This is a genomic window from Nocardioides kongjuensis (assembly GCF_013409625.1).
In the GTDB taxonomy this organism is placed as follows: Bacteria; Actinomycetota; Actinomycetes; order Propionibacteriales; family Nocardioidaceae; genus Nocardioides; species Nocardioides kongjuensis.
The window spans coordinates 4,507,059-4,525,705 of the sequence record NZ_JACCBF010000001.1; the positions used below are offsets into that span (position 1 = coordinate 4,507,059).

The following is an 18,647-nucleotide window of genomic DNA, read 5'->3' on the forward strand; positions in this document are numbered from 1 at the left end:
TGTGATGTCGCGACAAGGCACACCTGATTCCTATGATGGTGCCACATTGCTAGTGAGGTCAGTCACTTCAAGAATCGACGCCATGCAACGAGTTCACGAGATCGACCTGGAGACACTCGATGCGTTGGGCCGGGGGTGCGCCGTTCTCGGCACCGGCGGAGGTGGAGACGTCGCTGCCCCGTTGATTGCCGCGGCTCACGCCATCCGTACCCGCGGTCCGGTGCCCATCGTCCAGCTCTCCGACCTGCCCAACGATGCGCTGATCGCCCCGCTGTCGGGCATCGGTGCCCCGACCGTCAGCGTCGAGATGCTGCCCGGTCAGTCCGAGGTGCACCGACTCCGCGAGGCTGCCGAGCGGTTCATGGGCGGGCCGCTCTCAGCGGTGATGTCGTCGGAGATCGGCGGCTCGAACGGCGTGGAGCCCTTGTTGTGGGCCTCCTTGCTCGGGCTACCGATCGTCGATGCCGATGGGATGGGCCGCGCCTTCCCGGAGGTGCAGATGGTCTCGATGAACGTCGCCGGGCTGCCGGTGAACGTCGTGATTGTCGCTGATCTCGCAGGAAACGTGACGACTATTCAGCCGATCGACGGTGACTGGTCCGAACGAATCGCCCGAGCCGCTTGCGTTGCCGGCGGCGCCTCGGCGCTGATGGCCGATTACATCCTCACCGCCGAGCAGGCCAGGGGCGCTGTCATCGAAGGCAGTGTCAGCCATGCAGTTCACCTCGGTCAGTCGACTGTCGGCGCAGCAGACCCGCTCGAGGCTCTGCGAAGCGAGCTCGACGCGCGCGTCCTCATCAGCGGCAAGATCGTCGACATCGAGCGCCGTACCGGCGGAGGATTCGTCCGCGGCTCGGTCGTTGTCGAGGAGATCGGGGGAGCTGGTCGACTGACGCGAGTCGAGATCCAGAACGAGAACCTGGCCGTATTCGAAGACGGCGAGGTCCTCGCAAGCGTCCCTGACCTGATCTCGGTGGTGGACACCCAGACTGCTTCGGCGATCTCCACGGAGTCTCTGCGGTACGGGCAACGTGTGAGCGTGCTCGCCTGGCCGTGCCATCCCTTGTGGCGAACCGATCGCGGACTGACCATCGCCGGCCCTAGGGCTTTCGGCTACGCCATCGACTACGTCCCCGTTGAGAAGATTGGATCCTCCGTTGTCTGACGACCTCCGGATCGGCATTGACGTCGGCGGCACGAACACTGACGCCGTCGTCCTCGACCCCAATGACAAGATCCTTGCCTGGACCAAGGCACCCACCACCACGGACGTCTCCTCCGGCATCCACGCCGCGATTGCGGCCGTGCTCTCCGACATCGGCGATCGAGCCCGTCACGTACGCCGCGTCATGCTCGGGACGACGCACGCTACGAACGCGATTCTCGAGCGACGCGGCCTCGGACGCGTGGCTGCCATTCGCATCGGTGCGCCGGCCACAACTGCCATTCCGCCCCTCACTGGATGGCCCGCGGATCTGCGCTCGGTGGCCTGCCCTGCCGCGACCGTGGTGCACGGCGGCTACCTCGTCGACGGACACCCCCTCGCCCCATTCGACAAGGCCGCCGTCGCCGCCTTCCTCGAATCCGTCGGCGGCAAGGTGGACGCAGTCGCTGTCACCGGCATGTTCAGCCCGGCGTTCCGTGACCAGGAGCTCGAGACAGCAGAAATCGCAGCCAAGGTCCTGGGCGCCGACATCCCTGTGACCATGAGCCACGAGCTCGGCAGTCTCGGCTTGATCGAACGAGAGAACGCTGCCGTTCTCAACGCTTCGCTGTACGCCGTCGCCAGTGATGTGACTCAATCGCTCGCGCGCGCCCTTGCCGAGCACGGGCTCGACGTCACCTGCTACTTCGCACAGAACGATGGCACCTTGATGGCCGTCGACCACGCCGAGCGCTATCCGGTTCTGACGATCGGCTCCGGACCGGCGAACTCTATCCGCGGGGCGGCGTACCTGTCGGGGCTCGACGAGGCCATCGTCGTCGACGTCGGTGGGACCTCGAGCGACTTCGGCGTCCTCAAACAGGGCTTTCCCCGCGAGTCGGCCTTGGCTGCAGACATCGGTGGCGTCACGACCAACTTCCGGATGCCTGACGTCCTTGCCGTGGCCATCGGCGGCGGAACCATGATCTCCGGAGCGGCGCAGGCGCCGGTCGTGGGCCCCCAGTCAGTCGGTTATCGAATCCGGGAGCGTGGCCTCGTCTTCGGAGGCGACACCGCGACGCTGACCGATGCTGCCGTGGCAGCCGGCCGCACCGAGATCGCGGGACGCGCCCTGCCATCTCACGTCGACAGCGAGCTGTTCGCAGCCGCCCTCCGAGCGTCCGACCGCCGCCTGGCTGAGGCTGTCGATTCCGTGTCTCTCGGCCGTCACGACAACCGTCTGGTGGCCGTGGGCGGCGGTGCCTTCCTCGTGCCCGACGACCTGGAGGGTGCCGCTCAGGTAGTCCGACCGGATCACGGACAGGTGGCCAACGCCGTCGGAGCTGCCATTGCGCTGGCCAGTGGCTGGTGGGAGACGATCATTCCCACCGGAGACGGTCGTCGTGAGGCCATCGAAGAGGCGTCCGATGTTGCACGCCGTCGCGCAGTTCACGCCGGCGCAGCACCGGACCAGGTCGAGGTGGTCGAGATCACCGAAGTGCCGCTGTCCTACCTGCCCAAACCCTCAGTTCGCCTCTCGGTCAAGGCTGCCGGGCCTCTTGCCCGATCTTGAGCCCATTGCACCCGCGCCCAACATCATCGAATCTGGAGATCTCATGAAGCGCTTGTGGCCCCTCATGGCCGCTGCCGTAGCCGCGGCCCTCATTCTGGCAGGGTGCGGGGGAACGACCCGCTCGCCCAGTGGCAGCGCGGACAAGACGTTCGTCTACGCCTTCCACCTCAACGTCGTGACCGAGTGGGACCCGGCAGTGTCCTACTCCAACGAGAGCATTGCGATGGGCAATCTGTACGAATCGCTCACGAAGTACGACGCAACCACCAAGAAGGTCGAGCCGTCGCTGGCAAGTTCGTGGACGAAGTCCGATGACGGTAAGACCTGGACCTTCACCCTGCGTGACGGCGTCAAGTTCCACACGGGGCGGGCGCTCGACTCGACGGCGGTCAAGGAGGCGATCGAGCGGACAAAGAAGTTGGCCGCTGGTGCCGCCTACATCTGGGACCCGGTCACCAAGATCGATACCCCGGATCCGACCACTGTGGTGTTCAGCCTGGAGTATCCGGCGGCCCTCGATCTGGTCGCTTCCTCCGGATACGGCGCGTACATCTACGACACCCAAGCTGCTGGCAGCGGCGATCTGGCGGCGTGGTTCAAGGAGGCGAAGGACGCAGGCACTGGTCCGTACACCGTCGACACGTGGAAGGCAGGCGCCGAGACCGAACTCCGGCTGAAGGCGTATGACGACTACTGGGGTGGCTGGAAGGACGACCAGTACAAGGCCGTCGAGTTCCGGGTCACGCCGGAGGTGACGACCGCGTGGCAGCTGCTCCAGCGTGGAGACGTGTCCTTCGTCGACAGGCTCACCCCGCAGATCTTCGAGCAGGCGGCAAAGACTGACGGCGTCAAGACCGGCGAGACCAGCTCGTTCCAGAACCTGCTCGCCCTCTACAACACGGAGTCCGGTCCGATGGCCGACGTGCGGGTGCGTCGTGCTGTGCAGATGCTCACCGACACCGACGCGATCATCAGCGCGCTGCACGGTGCTGCGGCGCCCGCCGATGGCCTCATTCCGCCTGGACTGATCGGAGAGGGCAAGGTTGGAGTCCAAGCTGACGCGGAGGCTGCCAAGAAGCTGCTAGCCGAAGCTGGCTTTGGTTCCGACAAGCCCCTGCGGCTGCAGCTGACTTACGCCCAAGGCGACAAGGACCAGTCGCTCTACGTCACGCTGCTGGGTTCGGCGCTCAAGGCTGCGGGTGTCGAGTTGGATGCGCGACCGATGCAGTGGGACGCACAGTGGACTCGCGCGAAGAGTAGTGACCCCGCAAAGCGTCAAGACATCTTCGTCATGTACTGGTACCCGGACTATGCCGATCCGTACTCGTGGTTCGTCAACCTCTTCCAGAGTGCGGAGAAGCCGTACTTCAACCTGGCATACCTCCACGATCCTGAGGCGGACGCGGCCATCAAGAAGGTGCCGGAGGAGACTGCGACGTCCCCCGACCAGGCGGCCCAGACCTACCTGAACCTCCAGAAGCGGATCGTGGTCGACGACGCCGCGGTGACCCCCCTGTATCTCATCAACTACCAGCGTGCGTACAGCGCTCAGGTTGACGGGTACGTCGACAACCCTGCGTACCCCAACGTCGTGTTCGTTCACGACCTCAGGATCAAGTGACCGATCGTGACCACAACAACCACTGTCGCCGCGGCCGCGAGATCCGCCCGGCGTCGGCCGTCGGGCTTGGGAAAGGTGCTACTCAGACGCCTCACCCACGCCGCCGTGGTTGTCGCGGGCGTCGTCTGTCTGACGTTCATCATCGCGCGGCAATTGCCTGGTGATGAGGCGGTCACGGCAGCCGGGGCCCGCGCCACGCCAGAACAGCTCGCCGCGGCTCGGGCGCGACTCGGCCTCGACGATCCACTACCTGTTCAGCTGTGGCACTACTTGACTGGCCTCGTTCAGGGTGATCTCGGGACTAGCCTGCACACCAGGCAGCCCGTGCTCGAAGACCTCAAGCGCGCGTTGCCGGCGTCATTGGAACTCGTTGGCTCGGCCATGATCCTCGCGGTCCTGATCGGGCTACCGCTCGGGGTGACCGCTGCCCGGTTCGCCAAGCGGCGGACCGACCTGGCGGTCAGGACCGGATCCATGCTGCTGGTCTCTGTACCGGTGTTCTGGCTTGCCCTGGCGATGCAGCTCCTGCTGTCGACGCGACTCGGCTGGTTTCCGGTCGCAGGAGAGTACGACCGCTCGCTCGACTCCACCTCGCCGTTGACCATCTACACCAACATCACTGCAGTGGACGCGCTGATCACGGGGAACTGGCCGATCCTGTTCAGCACGCTGCACCACCTCGTCTTGCCGGCACTGGTTGTCGCCGCATATCCGATCGGCGTGGTAGCTCAGATGACACGCGCCGCGCTGATCGAGGAGAGCCAGCAAGACCACGCACGAATGGAGCGAGCGCTCGGCTTCCGACCACTGGAGATCCTCCTTCGCTTCTCGTTGCGCCCCGCGATCGGTCCGGTGCTGACGTTGCTCGCGCTGGTCTTCGCCTACACGCTCGTCAATAGTGTGCTCGTCGAGGCGATTTTCAACTGGCCCGGCATCGGCACCTACACCGCCGATGCGATCCGGTCCGTCGACACACCGGCGATCGCCGGCGTCACCCTCGTCATCGCCTTGGTCTACGTTCTCGGGAACCTGGCCGTGGACGTGGCTCAGATCGCGATTGATCCTCGGACAAGGAAGTCATGAGTACCACCACGAACCGCCGGCAGGCGTCCCTGCGCGTGAGAGGGCTGCGTCGCCTGCTGCGCCAGGATCCGCCGACGACAGTTGCGGGCACCGTCCTGCTGGTCATCATCGTCGCGGCAGCACTGGCGCCGCTGATCGCGCCATACCCGAGCGACGGCACCACGGCCACCCACCCCGCGGAGTCCCTGCTCGGTCCGTCCGGCGCCCACTGGATGGGAACGGATGCGGTCGGCCGCGACATCCTCACCCGGGTCCTGTTTGGGGCCCGAACATCGTTGCTCATCGCCGCCGCCGTCCTTGCCCTGTCGGCAACCGTGGGCACTGTGCTCGGCTGCGTCGCCGGATACGCGGGGGGCTGGGTGAGCGACGTCATCATGCGGGTCACGGACGTGTTCCTCGCCTTTCCCGCGCTTCTGCTCTCGCTCGCGCTGGCGGTCATCTTGCGGCCGGGGGTTGGCACAGCGATCATCGCCATAGCTGCAACGTGGTGGCCCTGGTACGCCCGACTGGCCTGCTCGGCGGCGAACACCATTCGCCATCGCGCCTACATCGACTCGGCCCGGTGTCTCGGACTGCCGGCCTGGCGGATTGTGGCCGGGCACGTCCTTCCCAACTCGATGACACCGGTAACAGTTCAGCTCTCGCTCGATGCCGGCGGTGTGATCTTGACCGCTGCGGCCCTGTCCTACCTCGGCTTGGGTGCCGTCGAGCCCACCAGTGAGTGGGGCCTGATGGTGCAGCAAGGTCAGACGAACTTCACCACCGAGTGGTGGATCGTCACCTTCCCGGGTCTGGCGATCTTGGTCACCGCATTCTGCTTCAACATGCTGGGTGAGGGCCTTCGCCAGATCCTCGACCCGAGGAAGGTGACACGATGAGTCACACCACCAGCGACGTCCGCACCGATCTCCTCCTGCGGGTCGATGACCTTCAGGTGCTGTATGGCGGACGTCAGGTGTCCAGCCTTCCCTCCCTCAGCATCGCCCCCGGCGAGGTGGTGGCCATCGTTGGCGAAAGCGGATCGGGCAAGTCGACTGCACTCATGGCGATCCTCGGTCTCCTGAACGGCACGTCGGCCCAGGTGCGCGGGTCGATCGATGCCTTCGGAACCCAGGTCGTCGGCAGTTCCGAGCGCCAAATGCGGTCTCTGCGCGGCTCGGAGATGACCCTGATCATGCAGAGCCCGCAGGCGTCGTTGAACCCGACGATGCGTCTGCGGACTTTGATCCATCGCGCTCTCCGACGACACGGTATCGACAAGAGCGAGGCCGCGAGTCGGATCCAGGACGCCATGACAGCGGTTCGGTTGGACGAGAAGATTCTCGATCGGTACGCCCACGAGGTGTCGGGCGGTCAGGCGCAACGCTTCGCCATCGCCCTTTCGGTCTGCCTGGGGGCAAGGCTGATCGCGGCGGACGAACCCACAAGCGCACTGGACGCGACCGTGCAGCTCGAGGTGCTGACCCTGATCCACCGGCTCGCCCAGGAGCGGTCGACTGCGTGGCTCGTGGTCGCGCACGACCTGGCCATGGTTTCGATGATCGCCGACCACGTCGTCGTCATGCGCAACGGAGAGGTCCTCGAGGCGGGCTCAACTCGCACCGTGCTCGGCGAGCCTCAACACGAGTACACCCGGACGCTGCTGGATGCGGTGCCCACCCTTCCCGGAGAAGGAGTCGAACATGTCTGATCCGGCTGCGTCTGATCCGATCCTGACCGTCAGCGACGTCACGTTGGCGTACGGCGACAACGTTGCTCTCAACAACGTCAGTCTGTCGTTGCGTCGTGGCGAGGGTTCGGTGGCCATCGTCGGTGAGAGCGGTTCGGGCAAGACCTCGCTCGCCAGGGCGGTGCTCGGCCTTCTACCACCGCGTCACGGCACCATCGAGGTCGGTGGCATCGACATCAACCAGAGTCGCGGCCGCGCGGCGCGTACGTGGCGACGCAGAATTCAGCCGGTGTTCCAAGACGGGCAGGAGGCTCTCGATCCGCGCCGCACGGTCGGCTCGACTTTGACTGAGGCGCTCCGGATGGCTGACACGCCTCGGCAGCGGTGCGGCGATCGCATCGAGGAGCTCCTGACCGAAGTCGATCTGCCCGCAGAGCTCGCACGCCGACGGCCGCACGAGCTCTCCGGCGGCCAGCGGCAAAGGGTGGCGATTGCGCGCGCTCTGGCAGCATCGCCGGATCTGTTGGTGCTCGACGAGCCGACGAGCGCCTTGGACGTCACCGTCCAAGCGCGCATTGTCGCCCTCCTCGAACGAGTGGCCGAGGCCCAGCAGATCCAGCTCCTGCTCATCACGCACAACATCGCGCTCGCGCAGGTACTGACCAACCGCGTCGTCGTTTTGTTCCGCGGAAACGAGGTCGAGTCGGGCCCGACGGCCGACATCTTGCGCATGCCGCGGCATCCCTACACGCACCGGCTGGTGTCATCGACGCCCAGGATGTGGGCTCCCCTGCCCAGTCTCTCTCCGAGTGCCCCAGCGGCTGCCGACACCGCCGGCTGCAGCTATCGGTCCCGCTGCGACCGTGCCGATCCCGCCTGCCATTCGGTTCCGCCTCTGCTGGGATCTCCTGCCGTGGCCTGCCACCACCCGCTCGTGCAGCGACCTCCCGCGCAGCCTACGCGATTCGAGCAGGCACTCCCGGCGAACGGCGCCTGACGCACAGGTCAGGCAACGCCCCAGTAGCGACACGCCTCGGCTCTTATACGGCGCTGACGTGGGTGATCAGCGACGGCGCTCATGCCAGCCGGTCTCACAGCGAGCCCGCAAATTCGGCCGTCAATCTCGTCGAACCGGCCTTGACATCCTTCCCGCCAAAGTATCCCGTCCGAAAGGACCCGCGTTGCCGCACGAACTTCACTGCCGCTCCGTCGTTGCCGACACTCACAACGACCTGCTCTGTTCGGTTGTCGCGCGCCCGCCGGACGTGTGGAGTCACTACTTCCGCGACAACTGGCTCCCGCAACTGAAGGCAGGAGGTGTCAATCTCCAGGTCCTCCCAGCTTTCATCGAAGACCCGTACCGGCCTGAGGGCGCGCTCCGCAGAACGTTGCGGATGATCGAAGCCGGGCACCGCATTGCAGAGGGGAATCCGAACGATGTCTCCATCTGCCTGACCGGTACGGAAGTCGACTCCGCCGTCGACGCGGGAAAGATCGCGCTCATCTTGGCTCTCGAGAGCGCTCCCGGCGTTGGTGAGGATGTCGAACTCCTTGAGACGCTGCATCGCCTCGGCATCCGGGTGGCGTCCCTTGCTCACTTCGGTCGAACCGCACTCGCAGACGGAAGTGGCGAGGATGCCACCGGCAGCCGGCTCACGCGTGCAGGTGTTCGGGCGGTCGCAGAGATGGAGCGGATGGGCATGATGTTCGACGTCAGCCACCTCGGAGCGAGCGGGGTCGAACACGTCCTCGAGCTCGCAACCCGTCCGATCATCGCCACACATTCGTCGGCAAGGGCGCTGCGGGACCACCACCGTAACTTGACTGACCAGCAACTTCGGGGGATCGCCGCGACGGGCGGCGTGGTTTGCGTGAACTTCCTGGGTTCGTTCCTGCATCCGGAGGAGTACACCCTCGAGAAGCTGCTGGACCACATCGAGCACATCGCAGCTGTGGTCGGTGTCGAACACGTCGGGCTCGGCCCCGACTTCATGGAAGAAGTGATCGCCGACACCACGCCACCTTGTTGTGAAGGAATCATCGTCGAAGGCATGCCGTGGCGCTCGTATATCCCCGGGCTCGAAGGTCCCGCCGGCCTCCCACTCGTCACCGAAGGGCTTCTCGGCAGAGGATGGTCGAATCATGAGGTGACGTCCGTTCTGGGGGAGAGTGTGCTGCGTCTGTTCAGAAACGAACTTGGTCGGCCGGCGTCCGCGGGCGGCTGACAGTGAGCGCCCGGGCCTTCGACGCTCAGGCCGATCCGGTTCCGAGCCGCGGCTTAGAACAGTGCCGAGATCTCAACGGAGCACTCGCAGCTGGTGTGGCGAGGGATAGAGGTCGTAGCTGAAGATGCCGAATTCGGCGTCTGCAAGATGGTTCGACTTTCCCGTACGGCGAGTGCCCAGCGGGCAAGCGACCGCGTTAGACATACGGGGCGGCCAAGCAATGGCCCGCATCCGAGCGAAAGTTACTCGGGTTGACGGAGACCGCCATGCCTAATCATGACCAGCTGGAACCAAACCGCCCTGGGCAGCTCGGCGGCCAGACGGCACAGCCGAATGCCCGCGTCCTGACGGGTGATGAGTCGGAGGAGCTCGAGCCGCAAACTGGTGCCCAACTAGCTGCCGAACATCAGGAATTGAGTCAGTACCTGCGCCGTGCAGGTGCAATTGGTGCCGACGCAGACGATCTCGCCTCCGAAGCCATCTGTCGCCTTTGGGTGGCGTCCCAAAAGGGGTTCTCGGCCAACAGCCGAGCAGCTTGCTTGCGCACTATCGCTCGTCGCCTGTACATCGACCACGTTCGCTCCCTGGCACGTGAACGCGCACTCGAACAGGTCTTGCTGGCTAAGGTTCGGACAGCGCCGTACCCTTCGAACTTGACCGATCCGCAGGATGAGGCGCTGCGGATTGCCGTTGAGGTCGCGCGTGCGCGGCTCCCGATTCGCTTTCAGCGCGTCCTGATCTGCACTGTCGATGCACAACTGACGCTCGAGCAGACTGCAGTTGCTCTCGGGCTCCCCTCGGGCGGCGCGGCGGGCGTACTTGCCCATCGAGCCCGACGTGCCCTCGCGGCCTCGTTGACCGACCGCACGTGAAAAGGTTCGTCTCGCGGCAGTTGCAGATGCCCCCCAGGGGCCGTCCAAGGTGTTGAACTACCTAGGCATAGAACTGCTTGGGCTAAAAGCCTCCCGGAAACCACGTAAGCCCAGAACTTCCCTGTGCGTCTCAAGGGTGGATCGGCTGCCGGGACCCACACTCGACGCGGGTCCATGCGTTCTGCTTCGGGACAAGTAGCACGCACCCCTTGGTGCCGGAACATCTCCAGCTTGTTGCGGCGCTGCGGTGGGGGCCGCGAGGCTGTGGAATAGACCTCGCCGCCCCCACCGCCTCGAGGCATCGTCCGTCGGCATCTTCCAGCCGCACATCGGTGCCTCGCAGCTGATGCCGGTCCACCCACCGAGGCCTTCATCGCGGCTGTCGCAGACCAACTCGCCTAGCGTGCCCTGCTCGACGCTGGTTCGCTCCTCGCGACTGACCGGACACGCTGTAGATCCAGATAGTTCGTAAGGCCGTGCCGATTGGGAACGTCGCATGGGTGTCGGACAACGGAGCCCGACGTGACTGCCGTGCGAGCGCTGCGCCAGGCACCCACCCAACTCGAACGCTGAGTGGGTGACGCCCGCAGCACGATCACGGCCCAGCGCTTTGCTGACGTCACCTCGCGCAGCAAGCAGATGATCCCGGGAGTTGAACGGTGCTCTTTTCTGATGGACGGACTTGGCTCGGCCGGAGCCTCAGGCCGACAGTGACTGCGATTGCGATGGTTGCGGCAGCGGTTGTGTTGTCGTTGTTTCCCTTGCGTCCAGCTCACGCAGGATCGCTTGCCGGCGGCGAGCTGCAGCGCCTCTCGGCGAGGGCGGCTGATCCCTCATACGTGGTGGCACCCGGAATCGTCTTCAACCATCCCTTCCGTAAGAAGAAGCGAACACGTATCCAGCGCAAGATCATCAACACGGTCAGGAACGTTCCCGCGGGCGAGACGATTCGACTGGCTACATGGAACTTTGACTCACCGATCCTGGCAAGGGCGTTCATCAAGGCTCATCGTCGGGGGGTCTCGGTGCAGATCATCATGTCGCGTGGCCTGGCGAGGGCTCAAGGAGCCGGCGGCTCGTACCAGACCCTTCGATCTGCGCTGGGAAAGGGAAACGCAGACCGGCCTCCGTCTATGCGCAGCTGGATCCGCACGTGCCGATACACGTGCCGCGGCAAGGGGGGTGCCATGCACTTCAAGTTCATGCTGGTCAGTCGGTCCGGTGCGACCAATTGGGTCGTCTCTCAAGGGTCAGGCAACTTCACCGGTGCCGCCGCCGTTCAGCAGTTCAACGACTGGACGACCGTCACTGAAAACAAGGCATTGTGGGATGGCTGGATCAACATCTGGAACCAGGCTGTGAAGGACCGGAACTTTCCCGCTGTCCGGTTCACAACCGGCGAGATCACCTCAACGTTTGCTCCCCACAAGAGCGATGTGGATCCCGCGTTGGCTGTTCTGAACAAGGTGCAGTGCACGGGAGCGGCGAACACTGCAAGCGGGCGTACGAAGGTTCGCATCGCCAACGCTGTGTGGGGTGAGGAGCGCGGAGCACGAATCGCACGGAAAGCGCGAGAGCTCGATCGCGCAGGCTGTGACGTCGAGATCGTCTTCATGATGATGCAGCGAAAGATCCGCGCCATCCTTCGGGGGATGCGCGCCAAGCAAATGGTCTACATCGTGGGCGCGACGGCCGACAAGTTCAAAGACCGTTACGTCCACCTGAAGGGCCTTGCAGTTCAGGGAAACGTGGCCGGTGCCGCGGACGGAAATGTCGTGCTGTCAAGTAGCGAGAACTGGACGCGCCTCGGATGGCATTCCGATGAGCAGGACGTCATCTTCTGGAACGACGCAACGATGGCCTCGAAGTATGCGAACTGGGTTGACCTGATCTACCGCCAGGCGCCTCGCAGCCTGAACAACTACGTCAACTCAGCCGACCCCGCGCGTCGAGTCCCGGGTACGGAGTACCTCAAGCCCAAGGACTACCCGTTCGAGGATCTCGAGGCTGAGTTGGGGTAGAGAACCGCAGCGGTTCTGCCCGAACACAGGCTTGGTTCGGTCAGGTTGCGAACCAAGCCTGTGTGCGGTGCGACGCTCGGGCGGCTCCATGCCTTCCAAGCCAACGCCGTTGGACCGGGCTGCACTCGTCGAGACGGAGCGCAAACGACTGTAAGGATCTGTCATCGGCAGTCGTCATTGGGTTCGAGCCTTCCCGCGGTTGAGGGAAAGCTGTAGAGAAGCCGGATCGATCAGCACGCCCCTCGGCAAGTCGACTCCAGAGGAGAACAAATGTCCCATCACGCCAACGTGGCCGGCCCTAGTACGGCCAAGATCATTGCCGCGGAGTTCCTCGGCACGTTCGTCCTCGTCTTCGGCGGCTGCGGAACGGCTGTCCTCGCGGGCAAGGAGGTCGGCTTCGCCGGCGTCGCGGCCGCGTTCGGTCTCACCGTCGTGGTGATGGCCTACGCAGTCGGCCACATCTCGGGCGGCCACTTCAACCCGGCGGTCACGCTGGGTGCTGCGGCAGGGGGCCGCATCGCCTGGAAGGACACCCCGGTCTACATCGGCACCCAGGTCGTGGCGGGCATCGTCGCGGGCGCGGTGCTCCTCGTGGTGGCCAGCGGCACCGACGGCTTCGACGCCGTCAAGAGCGGCTTCGCCTCCAACGGGTACGACGACCGCTCGCCGCTGGGCTACAGCCTGGCCGCCTGCCTGTTGGTCGAGGTGCTGCTGACCGCGATCTTCCTGTGGGTCATCCTCGGCGCCACCGACTCGCGCGCACCCAAGGGCTTCGCGCCGCTGGCGATCGGCCTGTCGCTGACGCTCATCCACCTGATCAGCATCCCGGTCACCAACACCTCGGTGAACCCGGCGCGCTCGATCGGCGTCGGCCTGTTCGCCGGCGGTGACGCGATCGGCCAGCTGTGGCTCTTCATCCTGGCGCCCGTCATCGGCGGGCTGATCGCGGGCTTCTCCTACGCCGTCCTGCTGGGCAGCGACGAGACCGTGCCGCTCGCCGACGCAATGGAGGCCTGAGGCCATGTCGACATCGGCGCCCTTCTGGCTGGACGGCGGGCGTAAGGTGGCCCGTTGTCGGACGCTGACCCGTGACTTGGCCAGTTGCTCACTTCTTCGATCCGGTGCGTGACCGCGCTCCAAATCTATTGCCCAAGCTCAGCGCGTAGTGCAGTGCGCGCCCGGTGGACGAGCACGGCTGCGGCACCCCGCGAAGGAAGTCCGAGGTGGCGAACGATCTGCTCGTAGGACATGTCCAGTTCAACGAGGCAGAACAGAACCTGTTGGTAACGACGCGGCAGCCGTCGCCGAGCCTCACGAAGCGTAAGCACCTCGGCCACCCCCTCGGGGCTTCGATCGTCGTTGGCGCCGGGGATATCCCCGCAGTGTGCGAGTGCAGAGAGTTGGGCAAATCTCGCCCACTCGCGCGCCGACTGACGTTCGTGGTCGCACCGTAGGTTGCGAACAATGCACATCAGATACGCAGCAGCACACTCCGGTCGATAGCCGGACTGCAGCCGACACCACAAGCGCAGCACTGCCTCGGCGGCTAGGTCCTCGGCGGTCGCCGGGTCCACCCCGTGGCGGACCAAGTAGATGCGGGCCAACTGGAGCGCCTCGGTGAGATCCAACGGTGGCTCGGGCTCCAGTGCATCGCCCGTCCTGTGCAAGGCGTCGCAATCTGCGGCGCCCTGATTCCCTGGTGCGGGTGCGCCAACCAGCGTCGCTCTGTTCGAGGTTGCATGTTGATCAAGAGCCATGGCGCACACCTAGAGCCCATCTCGCGAGATGTAGTGCCTTCCCGAGTCCTGTCAGCCAATTCAACGTCCGACCCCGACGATTGGTTAGGCATTTCGCATCGATCCGAGCCGAGTCGCTACGTGACGTCCTCAGTGAACGCCGGTGACGGCTTCATCGGCGTTTCTCGGAGGAGCGCTCGTGGTCGCGAAGCCGCTGCATGCAGATGTCCAGTGTTGGCCCGGCCGCCGGTTCGGCACACGGCGTTGCATGAATGAGATGAGGGAGGCGGTCCGAGGGCGTGGCGGTCCGAGGGCGTGGCGGTCCGAGGGAGCTAGGGACCCTCGCTGCCAGTTGGTCGCGTCGAACGTGCACCTAGCAACTCGAGCGGATTGAGTCCGAGCTGCTGGGCGATGCGTTCCACGGAGCGCAGTGACAGATTTCGTTCGCCTCGCTCGAGACCGCCGACGTAGGTCCGGTGGTATCCGAGGAAATCGGCGAACGCCTCTTGGGAGAGCCCGCGCTGGTCGCGGTAGCGCCGCAGGTTGCGCCCCAGCGCTCGCTGCAACTCTCCCTCTGCCATTGCCCGAACGCTTCCGGGCTGCTACTTGTGGGTCTACAGACTTATAAGTAGCGCACCTGGTCCGGCAGGTCCATCGGCAAGGCGACCGGTGTCGTTGGCGATGCCGGATCCCGTTGGAGAGCAGTCCGGCGAATGCTGCCTGAATTCCGGCACTGGGGAGACAGCGCTGTGCTGCCGCACACCTTTAGGGCGTGGAGAATGAAGATGAAGACCTGCTCGTGCCGAGCGAATGTGCAACTGTGGTGGGACTCGCTGTGAAGACGCTCGCGAACTACCGCTACCTTCCTGGCCCCTATGCCGGACCGCCATACATCCGAGTTGGGCGTGGGCGAGGGCGTATCCGCTATCCAAGGACGGAAGCCGTTGCGTGGGCAGCTGCGCAGAGGCGTGACACTGGTTCGTCGAGGCGAGGCTGATGGGCAGGCCCGCGATCCGCGACGGCCAGCGAGGTCGAATCGTTCCGAGGAGACGCGGCACGGCTTGGTACTGCCGAGTCCGCTATCGGGATCGTTCTGGGGTGCGACGTGAGTTCAATGTCGGGCCCTTTCCGCGTGCGCGCGACGCGGAAGACGCTGCAGAAGCGCGTTGGTCGGAGATCGAGGGAGCGATGGGTGTGGCGTCAGCGATCTCCCTCAACGACGTCGCTGCCAGATGGCTGGCCGCGATGGAGGCCGACGTGGAGATCAAGCCCGGCAGCGTCCGATCGTGGTCCAAGACGTGGCATGCAACCTTGGCTCCTGTCATTGGCGGCCGCGACGTCAACGAGTTCGCTCGCGCCGACGCAGTCGAGGCGCTGCGTTCGCTCTATCGGCGAAAGCCACGACGGCGCCTCAGGGATGTCAATGGTCGGATGATCACGATGCTCATCGACGGCGAAGAGCGCGCAATCTGGGAGCACGACTTGGCGTCGTGGGGGAGTGGTCATGTCAGGGATCAACCTCACGGACCGGACTGTGCCTCGAACTGGATTCCTCTTGCGGGCTCGCAGCCTCGCTCTGTTCTCATGATGGTCCTGCGGTTTGCAGCGGACGAAGGTCTTCGCCGCGATGGCGTTGTCGTACTCGAAGGTACGAGAGCGCCGAAGCGCCCCCGACCGCAGCCACGCGAGGTGATGTCCCGCGACTTCGAGCGCCTGCTGGACATGGCGAATGCAAAGGCGCAGCACCAGCGGAGTGACACGAACCTCCGGGATCTACTGATCCTCTTCTATTACTGCGGCGTCCGCATGGGTGAAGCCCTGGGGCTCACGTGGGACAGGGTCTTCCTCGATGATGATGAGGCCCCGTGGATTCTCGTCGACCGTCAACTGCTTGAAGATGGCGGCCTGGCATATGGCAGCACGAAGGGCACCCGGGCTGACGGGCGGATGGAGGTGCGGCGAATCGTGCTGCATCCGAGGGTGGCCGAGATGCTCGAGCAGCGTCGAACTACTTCGAAGTGGACAAGGCCCGAACACCCGGTTTTTGCAACGGCCAAGGGCGGGAGTTCGACGGTCACGGAGCGAGGCGTTGGACGGGTCCTAATGCCTGTCCACCTGCGGCACTCCAACGTCCGCACTCGTATCCGAGCTCTGGTTGCTGGCACGGACCTGGACTGGGTGCACGCACACTCGTTCAAGCACTCGCTACTGACCAAGGCGGATCGCATCGCCGGTTCAGCAGTCGCTGCGGATTTCGGCGGGCACGCCAGTGACGCGGTAACGAAGAAGCACTACATCGTCAGAGAAGAGTTCACGCTGCTTGACCCACGCGCATTCTTTGACGACGAGGGCGTTGGATGAACACACGAACGACACACGCAAAGCCGGTCGAACGGGCACTGCCGGGCACTCCCGGGCACTCCATTGACAGTATCTCCGCAGGTCGCGAGGCGTGTGGGTTTGCTCTGCTTTGACCAGTGTTGGCGGTTTATGCGCCGACGCAGCTCGATTAGGTCGTCGGTTCGATTCCGACAGGCGGCTCCGAAAAGGGCGTCCGACCAGCGGGAACGCTGGTCGGAGGCCCTTCGTCGTTCGTCCTGGGCGACACGTCTCGTGACGCGATTCGGGCCAGACGGGCAGCTCGGCCGTGGCGTCATGCATACAGTGCTGTCGCGCCGCCCCAGAGCGCACCCGGGTTCAGCCGGTCGGGGAAGCGCTGGAGCATGGCGTTGAAGAAGTCGAGCGCGGTCGTCTGTTCCGCCAGCATGGTGGCCGCAGTGGTGAGGTACTCCCGGGTCTCGCGGATCGTGCGCCGCGCATCGTCGTCGAGGACCTTGTTCTTGTGCCCGGCCACGACGAGCCGCGGGCGCAGTGACTCGACAGCGTCGATCGCGCGGAGCCAGGCGTTGATGCCGTCGCCCTGCGCCTCACGCAGGAACTGGTGCACATCGTTGTAGATGACGTCGCCGGCCACGACCAGGTCGAGGCTCGCGACATGGAGCACGCTGGTGTCGTCGGTGTCGGTGCCCGACGTCGATCACCCTGAGCGTGTGTCCCTCGAGCTCGATCGCGTTGTTGGGCACCTCCGTCGCCACGACCTCGGTCGCGGGGATCTGGCCCGGGAAGAGGGCATCCCAGAAGAGCTCGCGGATGGCGAGGTTGCCGTGCATCTGGTCGATCGTCCCGGCGGTGGCCACCACCTCGGCGCCGAACCGCTCGGCGAGCTCGGCGGACCCGAACCAGTGGTCCCCGTGGCCGTGGGTGACGAAGATGTGCGTCAGGTTCTTCCCGGTGGACTCGACCCAGTCGCCGACAGCCGCGGTCTGGGCGATCGTCATCGGCGGGTCGACGAGGACGGCGTCCCGGTCGCCGGAGACCAGGGTGATCGAGAGCGGGGAGAACATGCGCTTGTCGCCGTTCGGCACGAGGTCGGTGACGTCCTGGGGCACGGGGTCGGCGACGAAGACCTCGTAGGACAGATGGTCGGACATGGGAGCTCCAGTGGTCGGTGGTCGGGGCTAGCTGAAGAGCAGGCAGGTGGCGATGGCGTGGGCCACGACGCGCCCGCGGTCGTCGAGCACCTTCGCCTCGGCGGTGGCGGTACGACGCCCGATCGTGACGACCTCTGCGCGACAGCGGAGCAGGCCGCTGTCGAGGTTGGCGGCCCTGGTGAACTTGATGTTCAGGTCGAGCGACGTGTAGCCGGCCCCGGCCGGCAGCTTCGTGTGGACCGCGCAGCCCAGCGCCGAGTCGGCGAGCCCGGCGATCATCCCGCCGTGGACGGAGCCGATCGGGTTGTAGTGCCACTCCTCGGGCTGCATCTCGAACTCCGCCCAGCCGTCACCGACGGCGACGGGGAGGATGTTGGTCGTCGCGCCGGCAGGGACGAGGGGCAGCTCTCCGCTGCCGATCCTGTTGAGGAAGTCCAGCCCGGCCAAGCCGGCGGCGGCATCCACGAAGACCTTGGGATCCTCCCAGGAGTACGTGCGTTCCCTGCTCATGCCTCGCTCCGTGCGAGCTGGGGGTAGAGGGCCTCGACCGGTGCGGCGAGCCCGGCCTTCACCTGGCGGCTGAGCTCGTCGGCGAGGATCTCGTAGCTCCCTGCCTCGATGCCGTCGTACGCCGAGCGGACCACGTCGGCCGGATCGAGCTTGGGAGCGTCCACGCCCCGGGTCATGGGGGTGTCGGCGTACCCCAGGTGGAGGCCGGCGACGTGCACGCCGTCGGCGGCCAGCTTGATGCGCTGGGTGTTGGTCGCCTGCCAGAGCGCGCCCTTGGTGGCGGAGTAGGCATCGCCGATGCCGAGCCAGCTCAGGACGGACAGCACGTTGAGCAGCGTTCCGCCGGACGACCTCAGGGCCGGGGTGAAGGCGTTGGTGACCTCGAGCGCTCCCCAGAAGTTCACCTCGAACAGCTCGCGCGCGGCGGACAGGTCGCCGAGGACGCTGGACCCGTTGGACGCCCCGGCGTTGTTGATCACGACCGTCACGTCACGGGCGATGTCGGCCGCGACCGCGACGGACTCCGGTGAGGTGACGTCGAGGACCAGCGGCGTGACGCGGTCATCGCCCCACTCGCGCGGGTTGCGGGCTGCTGCGTAGACCTTGCTGGCACCGCGTTCGAGCGCCTGGTGGACGAAGTGGGTGCCGAGGCCGCCATTGGCTCCGGTGACGAGCACGACGGCTCCGTTGAGGGTGGGCATG

Annotated in this window: 18 protein-coding genes; 12 read left to right on the plus strand and 6 right to left on the minus strand. The window is 65.4% G+C overall.

Going from position 1 to position 18,647, the window contains the following annotated elements:
* The first annotated feature begins 82 nt into the window (after window positions 1-82).
* The 11 genes from BJ958_RS21590 to aqpZ all read left to right on the plus strand — a co-directional run bounded on the left by BJ958_RS21590 (window position 83) and on the right by aqpZ (window position 13,225).
* A complete protein-coding gene (locus BJ958_RS21590) occupies window positions 83-1,165 on the plus strand; it encodes an S-methyl thiohydantoin desulfurase family protein (protein ID WP_179728899.1) in 1,083 nt (360 codons plus the stop codon).
* Window positions 1,158-2,717: a hydantoinase/oxoprolinase N-terminal domain-containing protein gene (locus tag BJ958_RS21595; protein ID WP_179728900.1), complete on the plus strand. Its 1,560-nt coding sequence runs from the start codon at window positions 1,158-1,160 to the stop codon at window positions 2,715-2,717. Before BJ958_RS21590 ends, BJ958_RS21595 begins: the two co-directional genes overlap by 8 nt.
* Window positions 2,718-2,760: 43 nt before the next feature.
* Window positions 2,761-4,338 carry an ABC transporter substrate-binding protein gene (locus BJ958_RS21600; RefSeq protein WP_179728901.1) on the plus strand — a complete coding sequence of 526 codons (1,578 nt, stop codon included), beginning with the start codon at window positions 2,761-2,763 and terminating at the stop codon, window positions 4,336-4,338.
* A 6-nt stretch (window positions 4,339-4,344) separates the two neighbouring features.
* Window positions 4,345-5,421 (plus strand): ABC transporter permease subunit, encoded by a 1,077-nt coding sequence (locus BJ958_RS21605; RefSeq protein WP_218865928.1) that lies wholly within the window; start codon window positions 4,345-4,347, stop codon window positions 5,419-5,421.
* A complete protein-coding gene (locus BJ958_RS21610) occupies window positions 5,418-6,299 on the plus strand; it encodes an ABC transporter permease (protein ID WP_179728902.1) in 882 nt (293 codons plus the stop codon). The genes BJ958_RS21605 and BJ958_RS21610 overlap by 4 nt, the downstream gene beginning before the upstream one ends.
* Window positions 6,296-7,111, plus strand: coding sequence for an ATP-binding cassette domain-containing protein (locus BJ958_RS21615; RefSeq protein WP_179728903.1), 816 nt, complete (start codon window positions 6,296-6,298; stop codon window positions 7,109-7,111). The genes BJ958_RS21610 and BJ958_RS21615 overlap by 4 nt, the downstream gene beginning before the upstream one ends.
* Window positions 7,104-8,087 (plus strand): ABC transporter ATP-binding protein, encoded by a 984-nt coding sequence (locus tag BJ958_RS21620; protein WP_179728904.1) that lies wholly within the window; start codon window positions 7,104-7,106, stop codon window positions 8,085-8,087. Before BJ958_RS21615 ends, BJ958_RS21620 begins: the two co-directional genes overlap by 8 nt.
* A 184-nt stretch (window positions 8,088-8,271) precedes the next feature.
* A complete protein-coding gene (locus BJ958_RS21625; RefSeq protein ID WP_179728905.1) occupies window positions 8,272-9,315 on the plus strand; it encodes a dipeptidase in 1,044 nt (347 codons plus the stop codon).
* 266 nt (window positions 9,316-9,581) lie between these two features.
* Entirely contained in the window at window positions 9,582-10,187 is a 606-nt protein-coding gene (locus BJ958_RS29345) for an RNA polymerase sigma factor (RefSeq protein WP_379146835.1), read from the plus strand.
* 725 nt (window positions 10,188-10,912) lie between these two features.
* Entirely contained in the window at window positions 10,913-12,208 is a 1,296-nt protein-coding gene (locus tag BJ958_RS21635; RefSeq protein ID WP_246319804.1) for a phospholipase D-like domain-containing protein, read from the plus strand.
* 270 nt (window positions 12,209-12,478) lie between these two features.
* Window positions 12,479-13,225, plus strand: coding sequence for an aquaporin Z (aqpZ, locus tag BJ958_RS21640; RefSeq protein WP_179728908.1), 747 nt, complete (start codon window positions 12,479-12,481; stop codon window positions 13,223-13,225).
* Window positions 13,226-13,350: 125 nt separating this feature from the next.
* On the opposite strand, the gene BJ958_RS29350 is transcribed toward aqpZ, so the two are convergent.
* Together BJ958_RS29350 and BJ958_RS21650 are read right to left on the minus strand one after the other, a co-directional pair.
* Window positions 13,351-13,965, minus strand: coding sequence for an RNA polymerase sigma factor (locus tag BJ958_RS29350; protein WP_179728909.1), 615 nt, complete (start codon window positions 13,963-13,965; stop codon window positions 13,351-13,353).
* Between the two features lie 311 nt (window positions 13,966-14,276).
* Complete coding sequence (locus BJ958_RS21650; protein WP_179728910.1) at window positions 14,277-14,525, minus strand: helix-turn-helix domain-containing protein; 249 nt, start codon at window positions 14,523-14,525, stop codon at window positions 14,277-14,279.
* Window positions 14,526-15,042: 517 nt separating this feature from the next.
* Between BJ958_RS21650 and BJ958_RS29190 the strand changes: the two genes are divergently transcribed.
* On the plus strand, window positions 15,043-16,305 hold the full coding sequence (locus BJ958_RS29190) for a tyrosine-type recombinase/integrase (RefSeq protein WP_179728911.1): 1,263 nt from the start codon (window positions 15,043-15,045) through the stop codon (window positions 16,303-16,305).
* A gap of 292 nt (window positions 16,306-16,597) precedes the next feature.
* Here BJ958_RS29190 and BJ958_RS27415 read toward each other — a convergent pair whose 3' ends face one another.
* The 4 genes from BJ958_RS27415 to BJ958_RS21670 are packed head-to-tail and all read right to left on the minus strand — an operon-like array spanning window position 16,598 to window position 18,646.
* The gene (locus tag BJ958_RS27415) at window positions 16,598-16,918 is read right to left on the minus strand and encodes an MBL fold metallo-hydrolase (protein ID WP_218865929.1); all 321 of its coding nucleotides are present in this window, start codon (window positions 16,916-16,918) and stop codon (window positions 16,598-16,600) included.
* Window positions 16,872-17,435 (minus strand): MBL fold metallo-hydrolase, encoded by a 564-nt coding sequence (locus tag BJ958_RS21660; protein WP_218865930.1) that lies wholly within the window; start codon window positions 17,433-17,435, stop codon window positions 16,872-16,874. The genes BJ958_RS27415 and BJ958_RS21660 overlap by 47 nt, the downstream gene beginning before the upstream one ends.
* Window positions 17,436-17,462: 27 nt before the next feature.
* The gene (locus tag BJ958_RS21665) at window positions 17,463-17,945 is read right to left on the minus strand and encodes a PaaI family thioesterase (RefSeq protein ID WP_179728912.1); all 483 of its coding nucleotides are present in this window, start codon (window positions 17,943-17,945) and stop codon (window positions 17,463-17,465) included.
* Window positions 17,942-18,646: an SDR family oxidoreductase gene (locus tag BJ958_RS21670; protein WP_179728913.1), complete on the minus strand. Its 705-nt coding sequence runs from the start codon at window positions 18,644-18,646 to the stop codon at window positions 17,942-17,944. Before BJ958_RS21670 ends, BJ958_RS21665 begins: the two co-directional genes overlap by 4 nt.
* Window position 18,647 lies beyond the last annotated feature (1 nt).